General features: G+C 65.7%; 18 protein-coding genes. 12 read left to right on the top strand and 6 right to left on the bottom strand.

The features are described from left to right. Positions 1 to 128: 128 nt before the first annotated feature. Positions 129 to 1,427: a porin gene (locus tag FB548_RS06280; RefSeq protein ID WP_142123848.1), complete on the bottom strand. Its 1,299-nt coding sequence runs from the start codon at positions 1,425 to 1,427 to the stop codon at positions 129 to 131. 448 nt (positions 1,428 to 1,875) lie between these two features. Here FB548_RS06280 and pstS (FB548_RS06275) point away from each other — a divergent pair, with 448 nt between their 5' ends. The 11 genes from pstS (FB548_RS06275) to FB548_RS06225 all read left to right on the top strand — a co-directional run bounded on the left by pstS (FB548_RS06275) (position 1,876) and on the right by FB548_RS06225 (position 11,245). Beyond that, complete coding sequence (pstS, locus tag FB548_RS06275) at positions 1,876 to 2,883, top strand: phosphate ABC transporter substrate-binding protein PstS (RefSeq protein ID WP_255470404.1); 1,008 nt, start codon at positions 1,876 to 1,878, stop codon at positions 2,881 to 2,883. 213 nt (positions 2,884 to 3,096) lie between these two features. Continuing rightward, on the top strand, positions 3,097 to 4,191 hold the full coding sequence (gene pstS / locus FB548_RS06270) for a phosphate ABC transporter substrate-binding protein PstS (RefSeq protein WP_142123846.1): 1,095 nt from the start codon (positions 3,097 to 3,099) through the stop codon (positions 4,189 to 4,191). A gap of 82 nt (positions 4,192 to 4,273) precedes the next feature. Beyond that, the gene (gene pstC / locus FB548_RS06265; RefSeq protein WP_142123845.1) at positions 4,274 to 5,245 is read left to right on the top strand and encodes a phosphate ABC transporter permease subunit PstC; all 972 of its coding nucleotides are present in this window, start codon (positions 4,274 to 4,276) and stop codon (positions 5,243 to 5,245) included. Beyond that, the gene (gene pstA, locus FB548_RS06260; RefSeq protein ID WP_142123844.1) at positions 5,245 to 6,099 is read left to right on the top strand and encodes a phosphate ABC transporter permease PstA; all 855 of its coding nucleotides are present in this window, start codon (positions 5,245 to 5,247) and stop codon (positions 6,097 to 6,099) included. The genes pstC and pstA overlap by 1 nt, the downstream gene beginning before the upstream one ends. 61 nt (positions 6,100 to 6,160) lie before the next feature. After that, on the top strand, positions 6,161 to 6,946 hold the full coding sequence (gene pstB / locus FB548_RS06255; protein ID WP_255470403.1) for a phosphate ABC transporter ATP-binding protein PstB: 786 nt from the start codon (positions 6,161 to 6,163) through the stop codon (positions 6,944 to 6,946). A gap of 8 nt (positions 6,947 to 6,954) precedes the next feature. After that, positions 6,955 to 7,665 carry a phosphate signaling complex protein PhoU gene (gene phoU / locus FB548_RS06250; protein ID WP_142123842.1) on the top strand — a complete coding sequence of 237 codons (711 nt, stop codon included), beginning with the start codon at positions 6,955 to 6,957 and terminating at the stop codon, positions 7,663 to 7,665. A gap of 149 nt (positions 7,666 to 7,814) precedes the next feature. After that, positions 7,815 to 8,225, top strand: coding sequence for an EF-hand domain-containing protein (locus FB548_RS06245; RefSeq protein WP_142123841.1), 411 nt, complete (start codon positions 7,815 to 7,817; stop codon positions 8,223 to 8,225). A 60-nt stretch (positions 8,226 to 8,285) separates the two neighbouring features. Further along, complete coding sequence (locus FB548_RS06240; protein ID WP_142123840.1) at positions 8,286 to 9,137, top strand: DUF692 domain-containing protein; 852 nt, start codon at positions 8,286 to 8,288, stop codon at positions 9,135 to 9,137. Next, the gene (locus FB548_RS06235; protein ID WP_142123839.1) at positions 9,130 to 9,879 is read left to right on the top strand and encodes a putative DNA-binding domain-containing protein; all 750 of its coding nucleotides are present in this window, start codon (positions 9,130 to 9,132) and stop codon (positions 9,877 to 9,879) included. Before FB548_RS06240 ends, FB548_RS06235 begins: the two co-directional genes overlap by 8 nt. 212 nt (positions 9,880 to 10,091) lie before the next feature. Further along, positions 10,092 to 10,721 carry a ribonuclease T gene (gene rnt / locus FB548_RS06230; RefSeq protein WP_142123838.1) on the top strand — a complete coding sequence of 210 codons (630 nt, stop codon included), beginning with the start codon at positions 10,092 to 10,094 and terminating at the stop codon, positions 10,719 to 10,721. 23 nt (positions 10,722 to 10,744) lie between these two features. After that, positions 10,745 to 11,245 (top strand): O-acetyl-ADP-ribose deacetylase, encoded by a 501-nt coding sequence (locus FB548_RS06225; protein ID WP_142123837.1) that lies wholly within the window; start codon positions 10,745 to 10,747, stop codon positions 11,243 to 11,245. A 1-nt stretch (position 11,246) separates the two neighbouring features. Here the strand turns inward: FB548_RS06225 and rhtA are convergent, their stop codons facing one another. Beyond that, a complete protein-coding gene (gene rhtA / locus FB548_RS06220) occupies positions 11,247 to 12,131 on the bottom strand; it encodes a threonine/homoserine exporter RhtA (protein ID WP_142123836.1) in 885 nt (294 codons plus the stop codon). 115 nt (positions 12,132 to 12,246) lie between these two features. Between rhtA and FB548_RS06215 the strand changes: the two genes are divergently transcribed. Further along, the gene (locus tag FB548_RS06215) at positions 12,247 to 12,786 is read left to right on the top strand and encodes an XRE family transcriptional regulator (protein ID WP_142123835.1); all 540 of its coding nucleotides are present in this window, start codon (positions 12,247 to 12,249) and stop codon (positions 12,784 to 12,786) included. Positions 12,787 to 12,798: 12 nt separating this feature from the next. Here the strand turns inward: FB548_RS06215 and FB548_RS06210 are convergent, their stop codons facing one another. The 4 genes from FB548_RS06210 to rnr all read right to left on the bottom strand — a co-directional run bounded on the left by FB548_RS06210 (position 12,799) and on the right by rnr (position 17,930). Beyond that, on the bottom strand, positions 12,799 to 13,989 hold the full coding sequence (locus FB548_RS06210; protein WP_142123834.1) for a P1 family peptidase: 1,191 nt from the start codon (positions 13,987 to 13,989) through the stop codon (positions 12,799 to 12,801). Positions 13,990 to 13,999: 10 nt separating this feature from the next. Beyond that, entirely contained in the window at positions 14,000 to 14,743 is a 744-nt protein-coding gene (gene rlmB, locus FB548_RS06205) for a 23S rRNA (guanosine(2251)-2'-O)-methyltransferase RlmB (protein WP_142123833.1), read from the bottom strand. Positions 14,744 to 14,794: 51 nt separating this feature from the next. Next, positions 14,795 to 15,268 carry a GFA family protein gene (locus FB548_RS06200; protein ID WP_142123832.1) on the bottom strand — a complete coding sequence of 158 codons (474 nt, stop codon included), beginning with the start codon at positions 15,266 to 15,268 and terminating at the stop codon, positions 14,795 to 14,797. A gap of 166 nt (positions 15,269 to 15,434) precedes the next feature. Continuing rightward, positions 15,435 to 17,930 carry a ribonuclease R gene (gene rnr, locus FB548_RS06195; RefSeq protein ID WP_142123831.1) on the bottom strand — a complete coding sequence of 832 codons (2,496 nt, stop codon included), beginning with the start codon at positions 17,928 to 17,930 and terminating at the stop codon, positions 15,435 to 15,437. Between the last annotated feature and the right edge of the window lie 37 nt (positions 17,931 to 17,967).

Genomic DNA, 17,967 nt, shown 5'->3' with positions numbered 1-17,967 from the left:
ACCGGAACGCTGCCTGTTCCCCTCCGGTCACGGTCGGCGGTCGTGACTGATGTCACTCCTACAGAAAAGCCACATAAAAAAGCCCCGGGACATGCCCGGGGCTCTTTGTTACTGGTGCCGCGTGACGCTTACCAGCTGAACTGCGTGCGCAGTGCGTACTGGGCAGTCTCGTCGCCGGTGACTTCGTTGTCGCCCTGCGTGTAGTTGAACATGAAGCGCAGGTTCGGGTTGACGTAGTAGTTCATGCCGAGGATCCAACTGGTGACTTCGCGGTTCAGCGTTTCGTTCTCCGCGTAGTCGTAGCGACCGGTCAGCTCCCACAGGCCCTTGTCGGCGACCTTGGGCGAACCGAACACGCCGGTACCGCCCTTGTACGGCTTGTGGCCGCCATTGAGCATGAAGCTGCCCTGCACGTAGTACGTCTTCACGTCCTGGTCGGCGCCGAGCGGCTGACCGAAGGAAGCGTCGGCATACTCGGCCTGGAAGAACGCCGGGCCGAACGAGCCCGCGGCTTCGACGGCGTACACGGTGACTTCGTTCCGGCTGGCGCCCGTCGTGGTGGCGATGTTCTGCGACGGACCGCGACGGCCGGCGTAGTTGAAGGAGGCCGACAGGTTGTCCGAACCCTGGTTGGCGTTCTCGTAGCTGTACCACGCGCCCAGGTGCAGGGTGTTGTTGTCGTTGTTGATCGGCGCGAAGGTCACGCGGCCGGAAGCGCCCATGCCTTCGTTACGCGAGTTTGCCGCGCCGCGCAGGTTGAACACGGTGGCGCCGGCGGTGTAGTTGTCGCCGGCACGCAGGTAACCCACGCCCTGCTGGAACTGGCGACCACCGAACAGACCCGTGGCCGAAGCGAACGGACGCTCCATCACAAGCAGTTCGTTGGAGCTGGTCAGTTCTTCCATCGCGCGGTAGGGCTTGAAATGACCGATGGTGAACTTGCCGCCCAGCGCCGACTTGGCGATGTAGGCATCACGCAGGCCGTCCAGGTTGGTGCCGGCGCCGAAGTCCTGCTCCAGCTTGTATTCCCAGCCATAGGCCTTGCCGCCCAGGGTCAGGCGGGCGCGACGGAACTCGGTGGTGCCCGTGGTGCTGGCGAGATCGCGATCGAACGCGTAGGTGTCGAAGTGGATGCGGCCGCCCATCGACGCTTCGAACTTGCCGTCGGCCGACGTCACCTTGATGCCGCCCTTGGTATCGATCTTCGGCGAGCCGGTGTTGAGCTTGTCCAGCTGAGCCGCCGTATCCAGATTCACGTCCGACTGCGCGTCGGTGCGTTCTTCCAGTTCCAGCAGTTTGGTCTGCATGGCTTCCAGCTGCGCCTTCAGTTCGGCGATCTGCTGGTCACGGTTGTCGGCAGCGGCGGCCGAAAAGCTGGTGCTGCCCATGGCAACGGCAAGCGCGGCAGCCAGGAGGGAATAACGCATGGTGACTCTCCGAGTGGAAGTAGAAGTAGGAGCACAAGCTTCGTGGGCGCCCTGCTTCGCTTCCGAGATCACCTTCGGAAATCATTAAGCGCCCGTCAAAGATGCGCTAAAGGATGGGAGTGAAATCTTGCAGTCACATGTGAGTTTCATGACCGTAGTGTTACAGCGAGACTGCCGCCGCGCCCACCAGCGGCTCCTCCTTGGTCAGCCACATGTAGAGAAGGAAGTGGATGGCGGATCGAGTCGAGGGACCGATTCCTCACCGAGCTCTGCTCGCCCTCAGTCACAAGGGGGCATAGGGCGACCGCACATGGGCTGCCCGGATTCCGTCACGCGACTGTCGCAATCACGACACGGCGCTGTCACACAAACGTCGTGGAATGGCCACCAACGGGCACGCCCGTGCCTTCCACCCTGCCAAACCCAGGAGACTTCAGTGCTCAAATCCATCAAAGCCCGCGCGGCGGCCGTGGCGTTCGCCGCCACGCTTTCGACCGGCGTGCTTGCCGCCGATATCACCGGCGCCGGCGCGACGTTCATTTATCCGCTGCTGTCCAAGTGGTCGGCCGACTACAACACCGCTACCGGCACGAAGATCAACTACCAGTCCATCGGTTCGGGTGGAGGTATTGCCCAGATCAAGGCCGCGACGGTGGACTTCGGTTCGTCGGACGCCCCGATGAAGCCGGAAGAACTGGCGAAGTACGGCCTGGGCCAGTTCCCGTCCGCTATCGGCGGCGTGGTGCCGGTGGTCAACGTGGTCGGCGTCAAGGCCGGCGCGATGAAGTTCGACGGTCCACTGCTGGCCGACATTTTCCTGGGCAAGGTCAAGATGTGGAACGATCCGCGCATCGTGGCGCTGAACGGCGGCGTCCAGTTGCCGGAACAGAAGATCACCGTGGTGCACCGCTCGGACGGTTCGGGTACGACCTTCAACTGGGTCAACTACCTGTCCAAGGTCAGCCCGGAGTGGCAGTCCACCGTGGGTGAGGGTACCAGCGTGAAGTGGCCGGCCGGCGTGGGCGGCAAGGGCAACGAAGGCGTCGCCGCCTACGTGAAGCAGATCAAGGGCGGCATCGGCTACGTCGAGCTGTCGTACGCGCTGCAGAACAAGATGGCCTATGCCCGCATGAAGAATGCCGCCGGCAACTTCGTGCTGCCGAGCGACGAAACCTTCCAGGCCGCCGCTGCCAGCGCCGACTGGGCTAAGGCGAAGGATTTCTACCTGATCATGACCAATGCCCCGGGCGAGAACGCCTGGCCGGTGGCGGCGACGAACTTCATCATCATGTACAAGAAGCCGAAGAACGTGGAGCGAGCCAAGGCCACCAAGGAGTTCTTCCGCTGGGCCTACGCCAACGGTGACGCCCAGGCCAAGTCGCTCGACTACGTGCCGCTGCCGGACCCGCTGGTCAAGCAGATCGAGGCGTACTGGGCGCAGAACTACAAGTTCTGATGCTGGCAAGGCCAGTGCTCGCTCCGAGCACTGGCGGGCATGCAGCACCCCTCCCTCAGCTGCATGTGCAAGGCGGGCCTTCGGGCCCGCCTTTTTTTCGCCCATCGAACAGGTTCGACCTGTCGCATGACAGCGCGAGACCAGCATGTCATCACGCTGTAACAAAAACATCATTTCATAGCGTGGATCACAAACGACACGCCCGGAGATCCCATGCACGCCCTTAACGCCCGTTTGGCCACGCTGGCCCTCGCCACCGCCCTGTTCGTCGCCGGTTGCGGCGGCAAGACCGACGCGCCCGCCGCGACGGCAGGCAGCGACTCCGCATCCGCACCCGCCGGAGGCGTGCAGCAGATTTCCGCCGAGATCACCGGTGCCGGCGCAACCTTCATCTACCCGCTGCTGTCCCGCTGGTCCGCCGACTACAACAAAAGCACCGGGGCCAAGATCAACTACCAGTCCATCGGCTCGGGTGGCGGCATCGCCCAGATCAAGGCAGGCACGGTGGACTTCGGATCGTCGGACAAGCCGCTTCCGCCGGAGGAACTCGCACAGGCAGGCCTGGGGCAGTTCCCCTCCGCGATCGGCGGCGTGGTCCCGGTCGTCAACATCGAAGGCATCGAGAGCGGCAAGCTGCGCCTGACCGGCACGACGCTGGCGGACATCTACCTGGGCAAGATCACGACCTGGAACGACCCGGCGGTCGTCGCGCTGAATCCCGGCCTGGCCCTGCCCGCCACCAAGATCAACGTGGTCAAGCGTTCCGATGGCTCGGGCACCACCTTCAATTTCGTCAACTATCTGTCCAAGGTCAGCCCCGAGTGGAAGGACAAGGTCGGTGAAGGCACCTCGGTCAACTGGCCGGTCGGCATCGGCGGCAAGGGCAATGAAGGCGTCGCTGCTTACGTCAAGCAGATCAAGGGCTCCATCGGTTACGTCGAACTGGCCTATGCCACGCAGAACGGCATGGCGTACACCGCCATGCAGAATGCCGCCGGCTCGTTCGTGCAGCCCAGCGCCGCCAGCTTCCAGGCGGCCGCCGCCACCGCCGACTGGACCAATGCCAAGGACTTCAGCCTGGTCATCACCAACGCACCCGGCGCCGATGCCTGGCCGATCGCGGCCACCAACTTCATCCTGATGTACAAGCAGCCCAAGGATGCCAAGCGTTCCAAGGACGCGTTCGACTTCTTCAAGTGGGCGCTCGAGAACGGGCAGCCGCAAGCGGACGAGTTGCACTTCGTCCCGCTGCCGAAGCCGCTGGTGGAGCAGGTGGAAGCCTACTGGGCATCCGAGTTCAAGCTGTAACAGGAACGACATCGTGCACGGGCCACCATGGGGCCCGTGCACGCTTACCCCAGCACACCACTCTTCCGGTTGAACTCCCACGATGAATGCTGCTGCCTTGCCCGCTGCGAAAGTCAGTGACCGCGACGTGAAAGACACCCGTGCCGACCGCGGATTCCGCTGGCTGGTGACGGGTGCCGGTCTTCTCGTCCTGCTGTCCCTGACCTCGGCAGCGCTTTCGATGCTGTGGGGCGGACGCGCCGCCTTCGCCAAATTCGGCCTGGAGTTCTTCTGGCGTGATGCCTGGAACCCGGTTTTGCAGGACTTCGGTGCGCTGGTACCGATCTACGGCACGCTGGTCACCGCGCTCATCGCCATGCTCATCGCCGTGCCGGTAAGTTTCGGCATCGCCATGTTCCTGACCGAAATCGCGCCCAAGTGGCTCCGCACGCCCATCGGTGCGGCCATCGAACTGCTCGCCGGCATTCCCTCCATCATCTACGGCATGTGGGGCCTGTTCGTACTGGTGCCCTTCCTGGCGGAGCACATCTATCCGTGGATGGATGAAAACATGGGTCAGATTCCGTTGATCGGCGCGCTCTTCTCCGGACCGCCGCTCGGTCTGGGCATGGGCACGGCCGGCCTGGTATTGGCCATCATGGTGATCCCCTTCGTCTCATCGGTGATGCGCGAGGTCTTCCTGACCGTGCCCGGTCGCCTGAAGGAATCGGCGTATGCGCTCGGTTCGACACGCTGGGAAGTCGTGTGGGACATCGTGCTTCCGTACACGCGCTCCGCTGTGATCGGTGGTGTGTTCCTTGGGCTGGGCCGCGCATTGGGCGAGACGATGGCTGTGACCTTCGTGCTCGGCAATGCCCACAGCCTGACCCTGTCGCTGCTCGAGCCCGGCAACTCGATCGCCGCCACCATCGCCAACGAGTTCGCCGAAGCCGATTCGCCGATGTACCTGTCCTCGCTGATCGCACTCGGCTTCGTGCTGTTCATGGTGACGTTCGTGGTACTGACCATCGCGCGATTGATGCTGCGCCAACTCAGCAAGCGGGAGGGCAACTGATGAGTGCTTCCCTCTATGGTGTCCGCCGGTTCAAGAACATCGCGGCGCAGACACTCGCCATCGCGGCCACTGTGTTCGGTCTGTTCTGGCTGGTGTGGATCCTGTGGACCACGTTCACCAAGGGCCTGAGCAGCCTGAACATGGACCTGTTCACGCACATGACGCCGCCGCCGGGCGATGAAGGCGGCGGCATGCTCAACGCCTTCTTCGGCAGTGCGGCCATGAGCCTGCTGGGCATCGCGATTGGCGCACCGGTGGGCGTGCTCGCCGGTACCTTCCTGGCCGAATACTCGCAGAAGAGCTGGATCGGCGAATCCGTGCGTTTCGTCAACGACATCCTGCTGTCGGCGCCGTCCATCGTGCTTGGCCTGTTCGTGTACACGCTGGTGGTGGCACAGATGGGCCACTTCTCGGCACTGGCGGGCGGCATCGCGCTGGCCTTCATCGTGCTGCCGGTGGTCGTCCGTACCACCGACGAGATGCTGCGGCTGGTGCCTTCGCAGATGCGCGAAGCCGCGTTGTCACTGGGTGTCCCGCAGTGGAAGGTGATCGTACAGGTGCTCTACCGCTCGTCGCTGCCGGGCATCGTGACCGGCATCCTGCTGGCACTGGCTCGCATCAGTGGCGAAACCGCACCGCTGCTGTTCACCGCGCTCAACAACCAGTACTGGACCACGGACCTCACCTCGCCAATGGCCAATGTGCCTGTGGTGATCTTCCAGTTCGCCATGAGCCCCTACGAGAACTGGCACACGCTGGCCTGGGCGGGCGCGTTCGTCCTGACCATGTTCGTGCTGTTGATCAGCCTGCTGGCCCGCGCCATCGTCCTGCGGAACAAGATCACCCATGAATGACATGACTTCCCCTACCGTTGCCCGGACCCCGGCCATGAACGACGCACGACTCAACCTCGCGATGCCAGACCGCGCCGTCTCCGACGAGCACGCCAGCGTCAAGCTTGCCGCCAAGGACCTGGACTTCTACTACGGCGACTACCACGCGCTGAAGAACATCAACCTGGAAATTCCGGAGAAGCGCGTGACCGCGCTGATCGGCCCGTCCGGTTGCGGCAAGTCCACGCTGCTGCGCGTGTTCAACCGCATCTACTCGCTCTATCCGAAACTGCGCGCGACCGGTGTCGTGTCGCTGGATGGCGAGAACATCCTGGACGCCAAGTACCCGATGAACCGCCTGCGCAGCAAGGTGGGCATGGTGTTCCAGAAGCCCGTTCCGTTCCCGATGACCATCTACGAGAACGTCGCCTACGGCATCCGCCACCACGAGCGCCTGGGCAAGGCCGACATGGACAACCGCGTCGAGCAGGCCCTGCGCCAGGCCGCCCTGTGGGACGAAGCCAAGGACAAGCTGAAGCAGAGTGCACTGGGCCTATCCGGCGGCCAGCAGCAGCGCCTGTGCATCGCGCGAGCGGTGGCGCTGCGCCCGGACGTAATCCTGCTGGACGAACCGACCTCGGCACTGGACCCCATCTCGACCAGCAAGATCGAACAGCTGATCGAGGAACTGAAGCACCAGTACACCATCGCCATCGTCACCCACAACATGCAGCAGGCCGCGCGCGTCTCGGACTACACCGCCTTCATGTACCTGGGCGAGCTGGTGGAGCACGACGTCACCTCGACGATCTTCTCCAACCCCGGCAAGCAGCAGACGGAAGACTACATCACCGGCCGTTTCGGCTGAGGACGCCCATGAACATCCAACCGAACGACCATATCGTGAAGAGCTACGACGAAGAACAGCGCCGCATCGTGGCCGAGATCGTGCGCATGGGCGAGACTGCCGTCGCCCAGCTGGAAGCCGCGCTGGACGTGGTCGAACGCCGCGACGACAAGGCCGCCCAGCGCATCATCGCCAACGATGAGGCCATCGACGCCATCGAGCACCAGGTCAGCCACGACGTGATGCACCTCGCCCTGCGCGGCCCGATGGCGCGCGACCTGCGCGAGATCCTCGCCGGCCTGCGCATCCCGGCCGACATCGAACGCATCGGCGACTACGCGGCCAACGTGGCCAAGCGCTCGATCGCCCTCAACGTGTCGCCGCCGATGCCGCAGATCACCGGCCTGCGCGCGCTCGGCAAGCTGGCGGCCCGCCAGGTGCGCGACGTGATGGTGGCCTACCAGAACGGCGACGCCGAACAGGCCGTCCAGGTGCGCGCACGCGACGCCGAACTGGACGCGCACTACACCGCGCTGTTCCGCGAGCTGCTGACCTACATGATGGAAGACCCGCGCAACATCACCCCATGCACGCACCTGCTGTTCATGGCCAAGAACCTGGAACGGATCGGCGACCATGCCACCAACATCGCCGAGAACGTCTGGTTCCTGGTGCACGGCGAACAGCCCCTGCCGCCACGCGACAAGCGCGACGAGACCAGCACCACCGGCGTCATCTGAGGCTTTCGCCGCACCGCAGCACCTGGAACGCCCCGCCATTGCGGGGCGTTTCCGTTCCAGCCCCCTGCCCACACGAACCGCTAACGTCCCGCGGCTACAATCCCGCCACGTTGGTGCGGATACCCCGCCCATTCCCGGGAGAGACCACGATGTCCAAGAACACCACCAAGCCCGCCGCCGTCGCCGTTGCCCTGGCGGGCGGCATCCTGCTGGCCGGTTCGAGCTTCGCGATGGAACCACTGGCGCAGGGTTACCTGCTGGCCGCACCCGAGGCCGCCAAGGCGGGCGAAGGCAAGTGCGGTGAGGGCAAATGCGGCGAAGGCAAGTGCGGCATGGCCAAGGCCGACACCGACAAGGACGGCAAGGTCTCGCAGGCCGAGTTCGCCGCCGCCCATCCGGACAAGACGACCACGTTCGCCAGCATCGACACCAACAAGGACGGCTTCATCGACGCGACCGAGCACAAGGCTCATGCGGGCACCAAGGGCGCCGAGGGCAAATGCGGTGAAGGCAAGTGTGGCGAAGGCAAGTGCGGGGCCGACAAGAAGAAGGAAGGCTGATCCGGCCTCATTGAACGACCATCCCGCCTTCCTTCGAAGGCGGGACGTCACCGCAACCCGATGACAGCTTCCCTGCTTGCCGCCTCTGCCGGCCTCGGCCTGCGCCGCGCGCTGCTGGATGAACTGCTGGCAGCGCCGGCTGGAGCATTCGACTTCCTCGAATGCGCGCCCGACAACTGGATCGGGGTGGGCGGCCGCTACGGTGAAGCGCTGCAGGCGCTTTCCTCGCGCCATGCACTGACCTGCCACGGCCTGTCGCTGTCGCTCGGCGGCGTGGCGCCGCTGGACGATACCTTCCTCGCCCGCACGCGCCGGTTCCTCGACCAACACGGCGTGGCGCTGTACAGCGAACACCTGAGTTACTGCACCGACGACGGCCACCTCTACGACCTGATGCCGATTCCCTTCACCGAGGAAGCGGTGCGGCATGTCGCGACGCACATCCGCCAGGCGCAGGACGCCCTCGGCCGGCGCATCGCGGTGGAGAACGTCTCCTACTACGCCGCGCCCTACCAGGCGATGGACGAAGCCGACTTCATCATCGCGGTGCTGTCCGAGGCGGACTGCGACCTGCTGCTGGACGTCAACAACATCTACGTCAACGCGATCAACCATGGCTACGACGCGCGTGGTTTCCTGGCCCGCATGCCGTCGGCGCGGATCGCCTCGTACCACATCGCCGGCCATTACGACGAAGCGGACGACCTCAAGGTGGACACGCATGGCGCGCCGGTAAAGGACGATGTGTGGTCGTTGCTGTCGCTGGCCTATGCGACGCATGGCGTGCGCCCCACCCTGCTGGAACGCGATTTCAATTTCCCGCCGTTTGGCGAACTCGCGGCGGAAATCCAGCGCATCCGCGAGCTTCAATCGGCGCACGCGACCTCCGACGGACGCGCGCTGCATGGCTGACGCGCTGCACGACCAGCAGTTCGCCCTGTCGCGCCACCTGCGCGATCCCTCCGTGCATCCGCCACCACCGGGCATCGAGGCACGCCGGCTGGCGGTCTATCGCGACCTGTTCTTCAACAACATCAAAAACCTGCTGGCCGGCAACTTCCCGGTGATCCGCAAGACCTTGGGTGACGATGCCTGGCGCATGCTGGTACGGCAGTTCTATGCCGAACACCGCAGCAGGACGCCCCTGTTCCCGGAAGTGGCGCGCGAGTTCATCCGCTACCTGGAATCACGTGCCGGACGCGACGACTCACTGCCCGCCTGGCTGCGCGAACTAGCGCATTACGAATGGGTCGAACTGGCGCTGCAGATCGCCGACGACACCGTGCCCCCCCACGTGCCGGACGGCGACCTTGTCGCGGGTGAACCGGTGGTATCGCCTTTCGCATGGGCACTCGCCTATCAATGGCCCGTGCACCGCATCGGACCGGACTACCTGCCCGAGGCAGCGCCCTCCGAACCGACCTTCCTGCTCGTCCGACGCGATGCTGGCCACCAGGTGAGATTTGCGGCCATCTCGCCGCTGGTGTACCGGCTGATGGCGCTGCTGGGCGAAGGCGGTCGCAGCGGTGGCGATGCGCTGCGGCAACTCGCGGTCGAAGCGGGCGTGGAAGACCTGCCCGCCTTCGTCGACCAGGGGGGCGCCATGCTTTCCCGTATGCGTGAAGAAGGCACGCTGCTGGGTACGCGTCCCTGACTTCTGTAGGAGCGACGTGAGTCGCGACCGCAGACCCGGGGCGCACGCGTGCCCGTCCGACAGGCGGGTGTCGCATGACCGCTACGCGAAGATCCGGGAGAACCGGAACGCCGATCGCGTGCGGTCGCGACTCACGTCGCTCCTACAACTGCGAGCTCGCGGCTGGGCATCCAGCCGAGGAAGCGCCCTCGCCCTCTGCTACCCTTTCCCACATGGAAAACGCCACCGAACCCACCCGCATCACCCCGATGGCCCAGCGCTTCCGTGGCTACCTGCCGGTGGTGGTGGACGTAGAGACTGGCGGCTTTGACTGGAACCGGCATGCGCTGCTGGAAATGGCTGCGGTGCCGCTGGACCTGGACGAAAACGGATTGCTCGTCTGCGGCGAGACCGCCAGCGTGCACCTGCATCCCGCACCCGGCACCGAAATCGATCCGAAGTCGCTGGAGGTCACCGGCATCGACCTCGACCACCCGTTCCGTTTCGCCAAGCACGAGAAGGACGCGTTGGACCACGTCTTCGCGCCCGTGCGTGCGGCGGTGAAGAAGCATGGGTGCCAGCGCGCGATCCTGGTGGGCCACAACGCCCACTTCGACCTGAACTTCCTCAACGCCGCCGTTACGCGCGTGGCGCACAAGCGCAATCCCTTCCATCCCTTCAGCGTATTCGACACGGTGACGCTCGCCGGCGTGGCCTATGGCCAGACCGTGCTGGCGCGTGCGGTGCAGGCTGCCGGCTTCGACTGGAATGCCGAGGACGCACACTCCGCCGTCTACGATGCCGAGCAGACGGCGCGCCTGTTCTGCAAGATCGCCAACGCCTGGCCTAAGCCGCTGGGCTGACTGCGCAGATCGGGCACTCCGCGATGCCATTGGCAGCGATCCAGGCCAACATCACTACGCTGCAGTTCGACGCCATCGTCAATGCGGCGAACAGTTCGCTGCTCGGCGGTGGTGGCGTGGATGGTGCCATCCACCGCGCAGCCGGTCCGGACCTGGTGGCCGAGTGCCGACTGCTGGGGGGCTGCAAGACCGGCGAAGCGAAGATCACGAAGGGGTATCGCCTGCCGGCACGTCATGTGATCCACACGGTCGGTCCGGTATGGCGCGGCGGCGAACACGGCGAAGCCGGGCTGCTGGCGGCCTGCTACCGCAACAGCCTGGCGCTCGCGGCGAAGCACGACCTGCGCAGCATCGCCTTCCCCTGCATCAGCACCGGCATCTACGGCTATCCCGCTGGCGCCGCCGCACGTGTCGCCGTCGATACCATCCGCGCCGCGCTGGCGTCGTCACCCAGCCCACCCGACGTGATCTTCTGCTGCTTCTCCACCAGCGACCTGGCGTACTACCAGGCGCTGCTGGCCTGACCTAGGCGCTGCTGCCGGCGGTCTCCACCGGTGCACGCGAGCTCAAGGCTGCGCCGGCGGACGCCACGATGATCGCGGCGATCGCCAGCCACTGCAGCAGCGACAGGTGTTCGTGCAGGAACAACAGGCCGCACAGCGCGGCGATGGCCGGCTCCAGGCTCATCAGCATGCCGAAGGTGCGCGTGGGCATCTTCGTCAGCGCGACCATCTCCAGGCTGTAGGGTATCGCGGTGGACAGCAGCGCCACCGCCAGCGCGACGGGCAGCAACGCGGGCGCCAGCAACGCTGCCCCGGCGTGCGCGACACCGAACGGCACCGCGATGGCCGCGGCGATGCAACTGCCGATCGCGACCGTCTGCGGGCCGTGCGCATTGCCGGCCTTCTGGCCGAACACGATGTACATCGCCCAGCACGCCCCCGCGCCAAGCGCATACGCTACGCCCATGAGGTCCACTGCCCGGGCGCCCTGCTCCGGCACCAGCAGCACCAGTCCGACGACGGCCAACGCCACCCAGACGACGTCGCGCAGATGGCGCGAACCGAACAGCGCCACAGCGAGCGGGCCGGTGAATTCCAGCGCGACGGCGATACCCAGCGGCACCGTTTCCAGCGACTTGTAGAACAGCAGGTTCATCAGCCCCAGCGAGGCGCCGTAGAACAGCAGCAGCGGCCATTGCGCCCGCGTGATGCGTGCCCGCCACGGGCGGAACACCATCACCAGGATCAATGTCGCCAACGCCAGCCGCAATGCGGTGGCGCCGGTGGCACCCACCGCCGGGAACAGGCTCTTCGCCATCGACGCACCGGCCTGGATGGACAGCATGGCGATGAGCAGCAACGCGATCGGCTGCCAGTGGACGGGCGCGGGGGAATTCGGGGACGGCATCGCGACACTACCTGCGGACACCGGAAGCGCCGCGCTTGAAGGATGAACGAATTGCGCACTATATTGCGCACATCGAAGCTTACCGGATGCGCAATATAATGCGCAACCCCTGCCCATGAGCGTACTTGAACACGTTGCCGAGAACATCCGCCGCCTGCGGACCGCAGCCGGCCTCAGCCAACAGGCGCTGGCGGATGCCTCGGATGTCAGCCGCCGCATGCTGGTCGGGATCGAATCCGGGGATGCCAATGTCAGCCTCAATACCCTCGACCGGATCGCCGAGACCTTGGAGGTGACGTTCGCCGACCTGGTGAAGGCGCCGGGCAATCCGAGCCGGGACCGCATCGAAGCCCTGGTCTGGAGCGGGCGCACGCCGGGCTCGCAGGGCGTGCTGCTGGCCAGCGCACCGGCAACCCACGACGTGGAGCTGTGGGCTTGGACGTTGATGCCCGGGGACCGTTACACCTCGGCGGCCGACCCGAGCGGATGGCACGAAATGTTCTTCGTCATCGAAGGCACGCTGGTGGTGGAACTGCCCGACGGAGAGCATGCCATCGATGCGGGCGACTTCTTCGTGTTCCCCAGCGACCGCGACTACGCCTATCGCAACGACGGCGACACACCGCTGCGCTTCATCCGCAACGTGGCGCACTGAGCTCGCACTGGACTATCGCGTGGGCGCAATGCCATGGTGGCGCAGCACGTCACGCACGCGGTCCAGCGGAATCGCCTCGACCGTCTCGCCATTGCCAGTGACGGTGGTGGCCATGAACAGCGAGTTGTAGATCGCCTCTTCCACCGCTTCCACGCTGGCCTGGAATACCGCGCTCATCTGCTCGTTGGCGAGTTCGGAGGTCTCCAGCCGTGGCGCATCGAAGGCGCGCCGCACCGATTCCGCGGTCGAAAACGCCAGAACGTAGTCGCCACTGCCGTTGGACGCGGAACTGCCGGTGCGGCCTAGGCCCATCATCGCGCGCGAGGCGACGCGCCGCAGGTTGCGGTCATCCAGCGGTGCATCGGTGGCGATGACGATGATGATCGATCCATCGCCATGGTCGTCCGCGAGGCCGCGGCGCCCATCGGCCTGCACGGCGACGGCGTTCTGGAAGGCGTAACGATCCAGTTCACGTCCCACCGGCGCACCCGAGACCTGCAGCACGCCGCCGAAATTGCTCTGTACCAGCACGCCCACCGTCCAGCCGCCCAGTGATGCGGGCAGCTTGCGCGACGAGGTGCCGATACCCCCCTTCCAGCCGAACGCCACCGTCCCGGTGCCGGCGCCGATGCTGCCTTCCTGCACCGGACCATCGGTCGCCGTATCGAGTGCACGCCGCACCGCGTCCGCCGTGACCGGCCGCGCCCGGATGTCGTTGAGTCCACCATCATTGGTTTCGCCAACGACCACGTTGAGCGAGCGCACCTGCTGCATGTCGGGGCGCTCCAGCATCCACGCCGCCATCGCATCGGCGGCCTTCCACACGCATAGCGTGCAGGTCAGCAGGATCGGCGTTTCCAGCTCGCCCAGTTCGTTGACCTGCGTGCTGCCGATGAACTTGCCGAACCCGTTACCGACATGCACCGCGGCCGGCACGCGCGAGCGATAGACGTTGCCCGCGTGCGGCAGGATCGCAGTGACGCCGGTGCGCACGGTGTCGCCTTCCTTCAACGTCACCTGCCCGACGCGCACGCCGGCGACATCAGTGATCGCGTTGTGCGTGCCGGGGGCGAAGATGCCCGGGGCGACACCGAGGTCCCGGGCCCTTGCGCGCGGCGCTTCCTGCGCGACGGCCGTGAGCGAGGACAGCCCCAGCAGCAGCGCCGCCAGTCGAAGGAACGAAGGATGCGGCGTGCGGGACATGGGGACTCCTTTACTGGCGCTGGCGGACAGCCTCGAACAGGGTGACGCCGGCCGCGACCGACACGTTGAGGCTTTCGATGTCACCGGGCATGGGAATCTTCACCAGCCCGTCGCAATGCTCGCGGGTCAGGCGACGCAGGCCGTCGGCTTCGCCGCCCAGCACCAGTGCCACGTTGCCGCGCAGGTCAATGGAATACAGCGAGGTGTCCGCCTCACCGGCCAGGCCATAGATCCACACCCCGAGTTGCTGCAGATCGCGCAGGCACCGCGACAGATTGGTGACCTGCACGACCGGGATGCGGTCCGCCGCGCCCGCCGATGTCTTGCGCACGGTCGCATTGACCCCGACCGACTTGTCCTTGGGGATGATCACGGCGGTGACGCCTGCCGCTGCCGCGCTGCGCAGGCAGGCGCCAAGATTGTGCGGATCCTGCACACCATCCAGCACCAACAGCAGTGCCTTGCCTTCGGCGGCTTCCACCAGGCCCTGCAGTTCGTTCTCGTCCCAGGTCCTGGCAGCGGCGTAGCGTGCGACCACGCCCTGGTGGCGCAACGCACCCGCCACGCCGTCCAGCGCCTGCCCTGTGACGCGGCGCACATCGATGCCCTTGCGGCGGGCGTTCTCCTCGATCTCGGTCAGGCGCGCGTTCTTGCTGCCTCCTTCGAGCAGGATCTCGCGCACGTTGTCGGCATCGTTCTCGACGGCCGAAGCGACCGCGTTGACGCCGACAATCCACTGGTTCTGCTTGCTCATGCGCTGTACGGTTGCGTTGGAAAGGCGGGCATTATCGCACCGACCGGTCGCTCAGCGCGGCGGCCACGCAGTCGTGTCGTGGTCCGGATGCTGGAACGACACCACCCCGGCCAGGAAGGCCGCAGCCGCCTCGTCCTCTTCGGTGCGCCGCTGTGGCAATGCCGGCAGGGTATCCACGTACGGCAGCTTGGCTTCCACCCCGTACTGGACCCAGGGCGATAATCCCGAGGGGTCATCGAATGCGCCCGCCGCCAGCGCTACGCCATCCGGGGCCTCGTAGGTCAGTGGCGTACCACAGTCGCCGCAGAAACCGCGCCGGACGACGTTGGACGAGTGGAAGCGCTTCGGTTCACCACGCGTCCACTCCAGCGCCGCGCCACGCGTCGACACCAACGGCGCGTAGTAAGCACCGAACGCCTTCTGGCACATGCGGCAATGGCAGATCGACGCGTCACTCAGTTCGCCCGTGATGCGAAAGCGGATGGCGCCACATTGGCAGCCGCCGGTATGGATCTGGGTGGACATAGCGGCTCCTCATCAAACAGGGGAAACGCGAGAACCGACACCGTCATCCCGGCGAAGGCCGGGACCCAGCGACTTTCGTTCGTCGCGGTGATGTCTGGACAAAACTTCGCAGCGCTGCAGGCAAAAGGCACTGGGTCCCGGCTTGCGCCGGGATGACGAGAAGACCTCAGTATTTCTGCTTCTTCCGCTTGGCCGGCTGGCCGCGCGGCGAGGAAGGCGGCGGCCCAGTGTCCTTGCCCTTTTCGTCGACCAGGCGGAAGTCGATCTTGCGCTCTTCCAGGCTGGCCTTCAGCACGATGATGCGGACGCGGTCGCCCAGGCGGAACGACATGCCGCGGCGCTCGCCCGACAAGGTCTTGCGCAGTGGATCGAAGTGGTAATAGTCCTGCGGCAACTGGGTCACATGGACCAGGCCGTTGACCTTGGACTGGTCCAGTTCCACGAACAGGCCGAAGCTGGTCACGCCGCTGATCACGCCGTCGAACTGGCCGCCGACATGCTGCTCCATCCACGCCGCGCGATAGCGTTCGTCGACCTCGCGCTCGGCTTCGTCGGCGCGGCGCGCACGTTCCGAACACTGCAGCGAAAGCGCCGCCATCTCGTGCCCGGAATACTGGAATTTCTCCGGCTTGCCCTTGCTCAGCGCGTACTTGATGGCGCGGTGCACGAGCAGGTCGGGATACCGGCGGATCGGCGAAGTGAAGTGCGCATACGCTTCCAGCGCCAGGCCGAAATGACCCGCATTGTCCGGCGAGTAGACCGCCAGGCTCTGGCTGCGCAGCACCACCGATTCCAGCAGGGCCACGTCGGGACGTTCGCGGATCTTCTTCAGCAACTGGGTGAAATCCCGTGGCTGCACCTTGCCCCAGGCCGGCAGGCTCAACTTGAATTCCTTCAGGAACTCGAGCAGGTCCGCGTACTTGGATTCCGGCGGCCGGTCGTGCACGCGGTACGGCGCGGGAATGCGCGCGCCCAGCAGGAACCGGGCGGCCTCCACGTTGGCCGCGATCATGCATTCCTCGATCAGCTTGTGCGCATCGTTCCGCTGCAGCATGCCGGCCTGGGTGACTTCCCCGCGATTGTCCAGTTCGAAGCGGACTTCGGACGTCTCGAACTCGATCGCCCCACGCTTCTCGCGCGCCTTGGCCAGCAAGCCATACAGTTCGTGCAGGCGCTCGACCTGCGGCAGCAGCGCGCCGATGGACTGGCGCGCCTCGGCGTCGCCCTCGCCCACTGCCTTCCACACCTGGTCGTAGGTCAGGCGTGCGTGCGAACGCATCACCGCCTCGTAGAACTTCGACTGGGTGACTTCGCCCTCGCTGTTGACCTGCATGTCGCAGACGAAGCACATGCGGTCCACTTTCGGATTCAGCGAACAGATGCCGTTGGACAAGGTCTCCGGCAGCATGGGCACCACGAAACCCGGGAAATACACCGACGTCGCGCGCTTCTGCGCTTCGTCATCCAGCGGGGTGCCGGGGCGCACGTAGTGCGAGACATCGGCGATGGCGACGACCAGGCGGTAGCCGCTGCGGTTCTTCATGCGCAGGCCCTGGCGATTGCTTTCGCAATACACCGCATCGTCGAAGTCCTTCGCATCGGCGCCGTCGATGGTCACCAGCGGCATGTCGCGCAGGTCCACGCGGCCACCGATCATCGAGGGCTCGATCACCAGCGGTACGGCGGTGGCTTCGTCCAGCACCTCCTGCGGGAACTCGTGCGGCAGGTTGTGCCCGTGGATCGCGGCTTCCACCACCAGCGATGGCGTCAGGCTGTCGCCGAGCACGGCGATGACCTTGCCGATGGGCGGGCGCCGCGTGTCCGGCGCCTGAGTCAGTTCGACTACGACGAGCTGGCCGTCGCGCGCACCGCCCGTGGCATCCTGCGGGATCTGGACGTTGCGCTGGATGCGCTTGTCGTCCGGCGCCACGTAGGCGATGCCCACTTCGAAACCGAACCGCCCGATCAGGCGGGTGACGCCACGCTCCAGCACGCGCGCGATGCTGCCTTCGCGACGACCGCGGCGATCGATCCCGGTGACATTGGCCAGCGCGCGGTCGCCATGCATGACCTTGCGCATTTCGTAAGGTGGCAGGAACAGATCGTCGCCGCCCGCATCAGGACGCAGGAAACCGAAGCCATCCGGATTGGCGATCACCGTGCCGGAGATGAGGTCGGTCTGCTGCACCGGCGCGAAACCTCCGCGCCGGTTCTGCACGAGTTGGCCATCGCGGACCATCGCGCCCAGCCGCTTGGACAGTGCATCGAAACGCTCGGGTGAGTCCAGGCCCAGCGGACCGGCGATTTCCTCCGCGGTCTGCGGACCTTCGGCGGCCTCCAGGAAACCGAGGATGGCCTCGCGACTGGCGATGGGTTGTTCATAACGTTGCGCTTCGCGTTGCGCATGCGGATCGACGAAACGACCGCCCGTACGTGATCCGGAGCCCGGGTTGCGGCGGGCGGGCGGTGCGCCGGCATGCGTGCGGGAAGGCGCTCGCGCGGGCACATCGGGCATCCAGGGGGGGAGGCTCTTCTTGGCCGGCTTGCCGGACTTGCCAGAGGGGGCCGGCTTGCCGGCGTTGCGGGAACCCGGCGTGCCGCCCGGCTTGCTTCCTTTCCCGGCGGGCGTCTTGCCGCCGCTGCGTGGTGTCTTCTTGGTCATGGGGGGATGGTACACCCCGCCTGAACAACGCCATGCG

The sequence above is a fragment of the Pseudoxanthomonas sp. 3HH-4 genome (genome assembly GCF_006716465.1).
Taxonomy (GTDB): domain Bacteria; phylum Pseudomonadota; class Gammaproteobacteria; order Xanthomonadales; family Xanthomonadaceae; genus Pseudoxanthomonas_A.
Note: the sequence above shows the minus strand (reverse complement) of the source record. Positions and strands in the feature narration are given on the sequence as shown.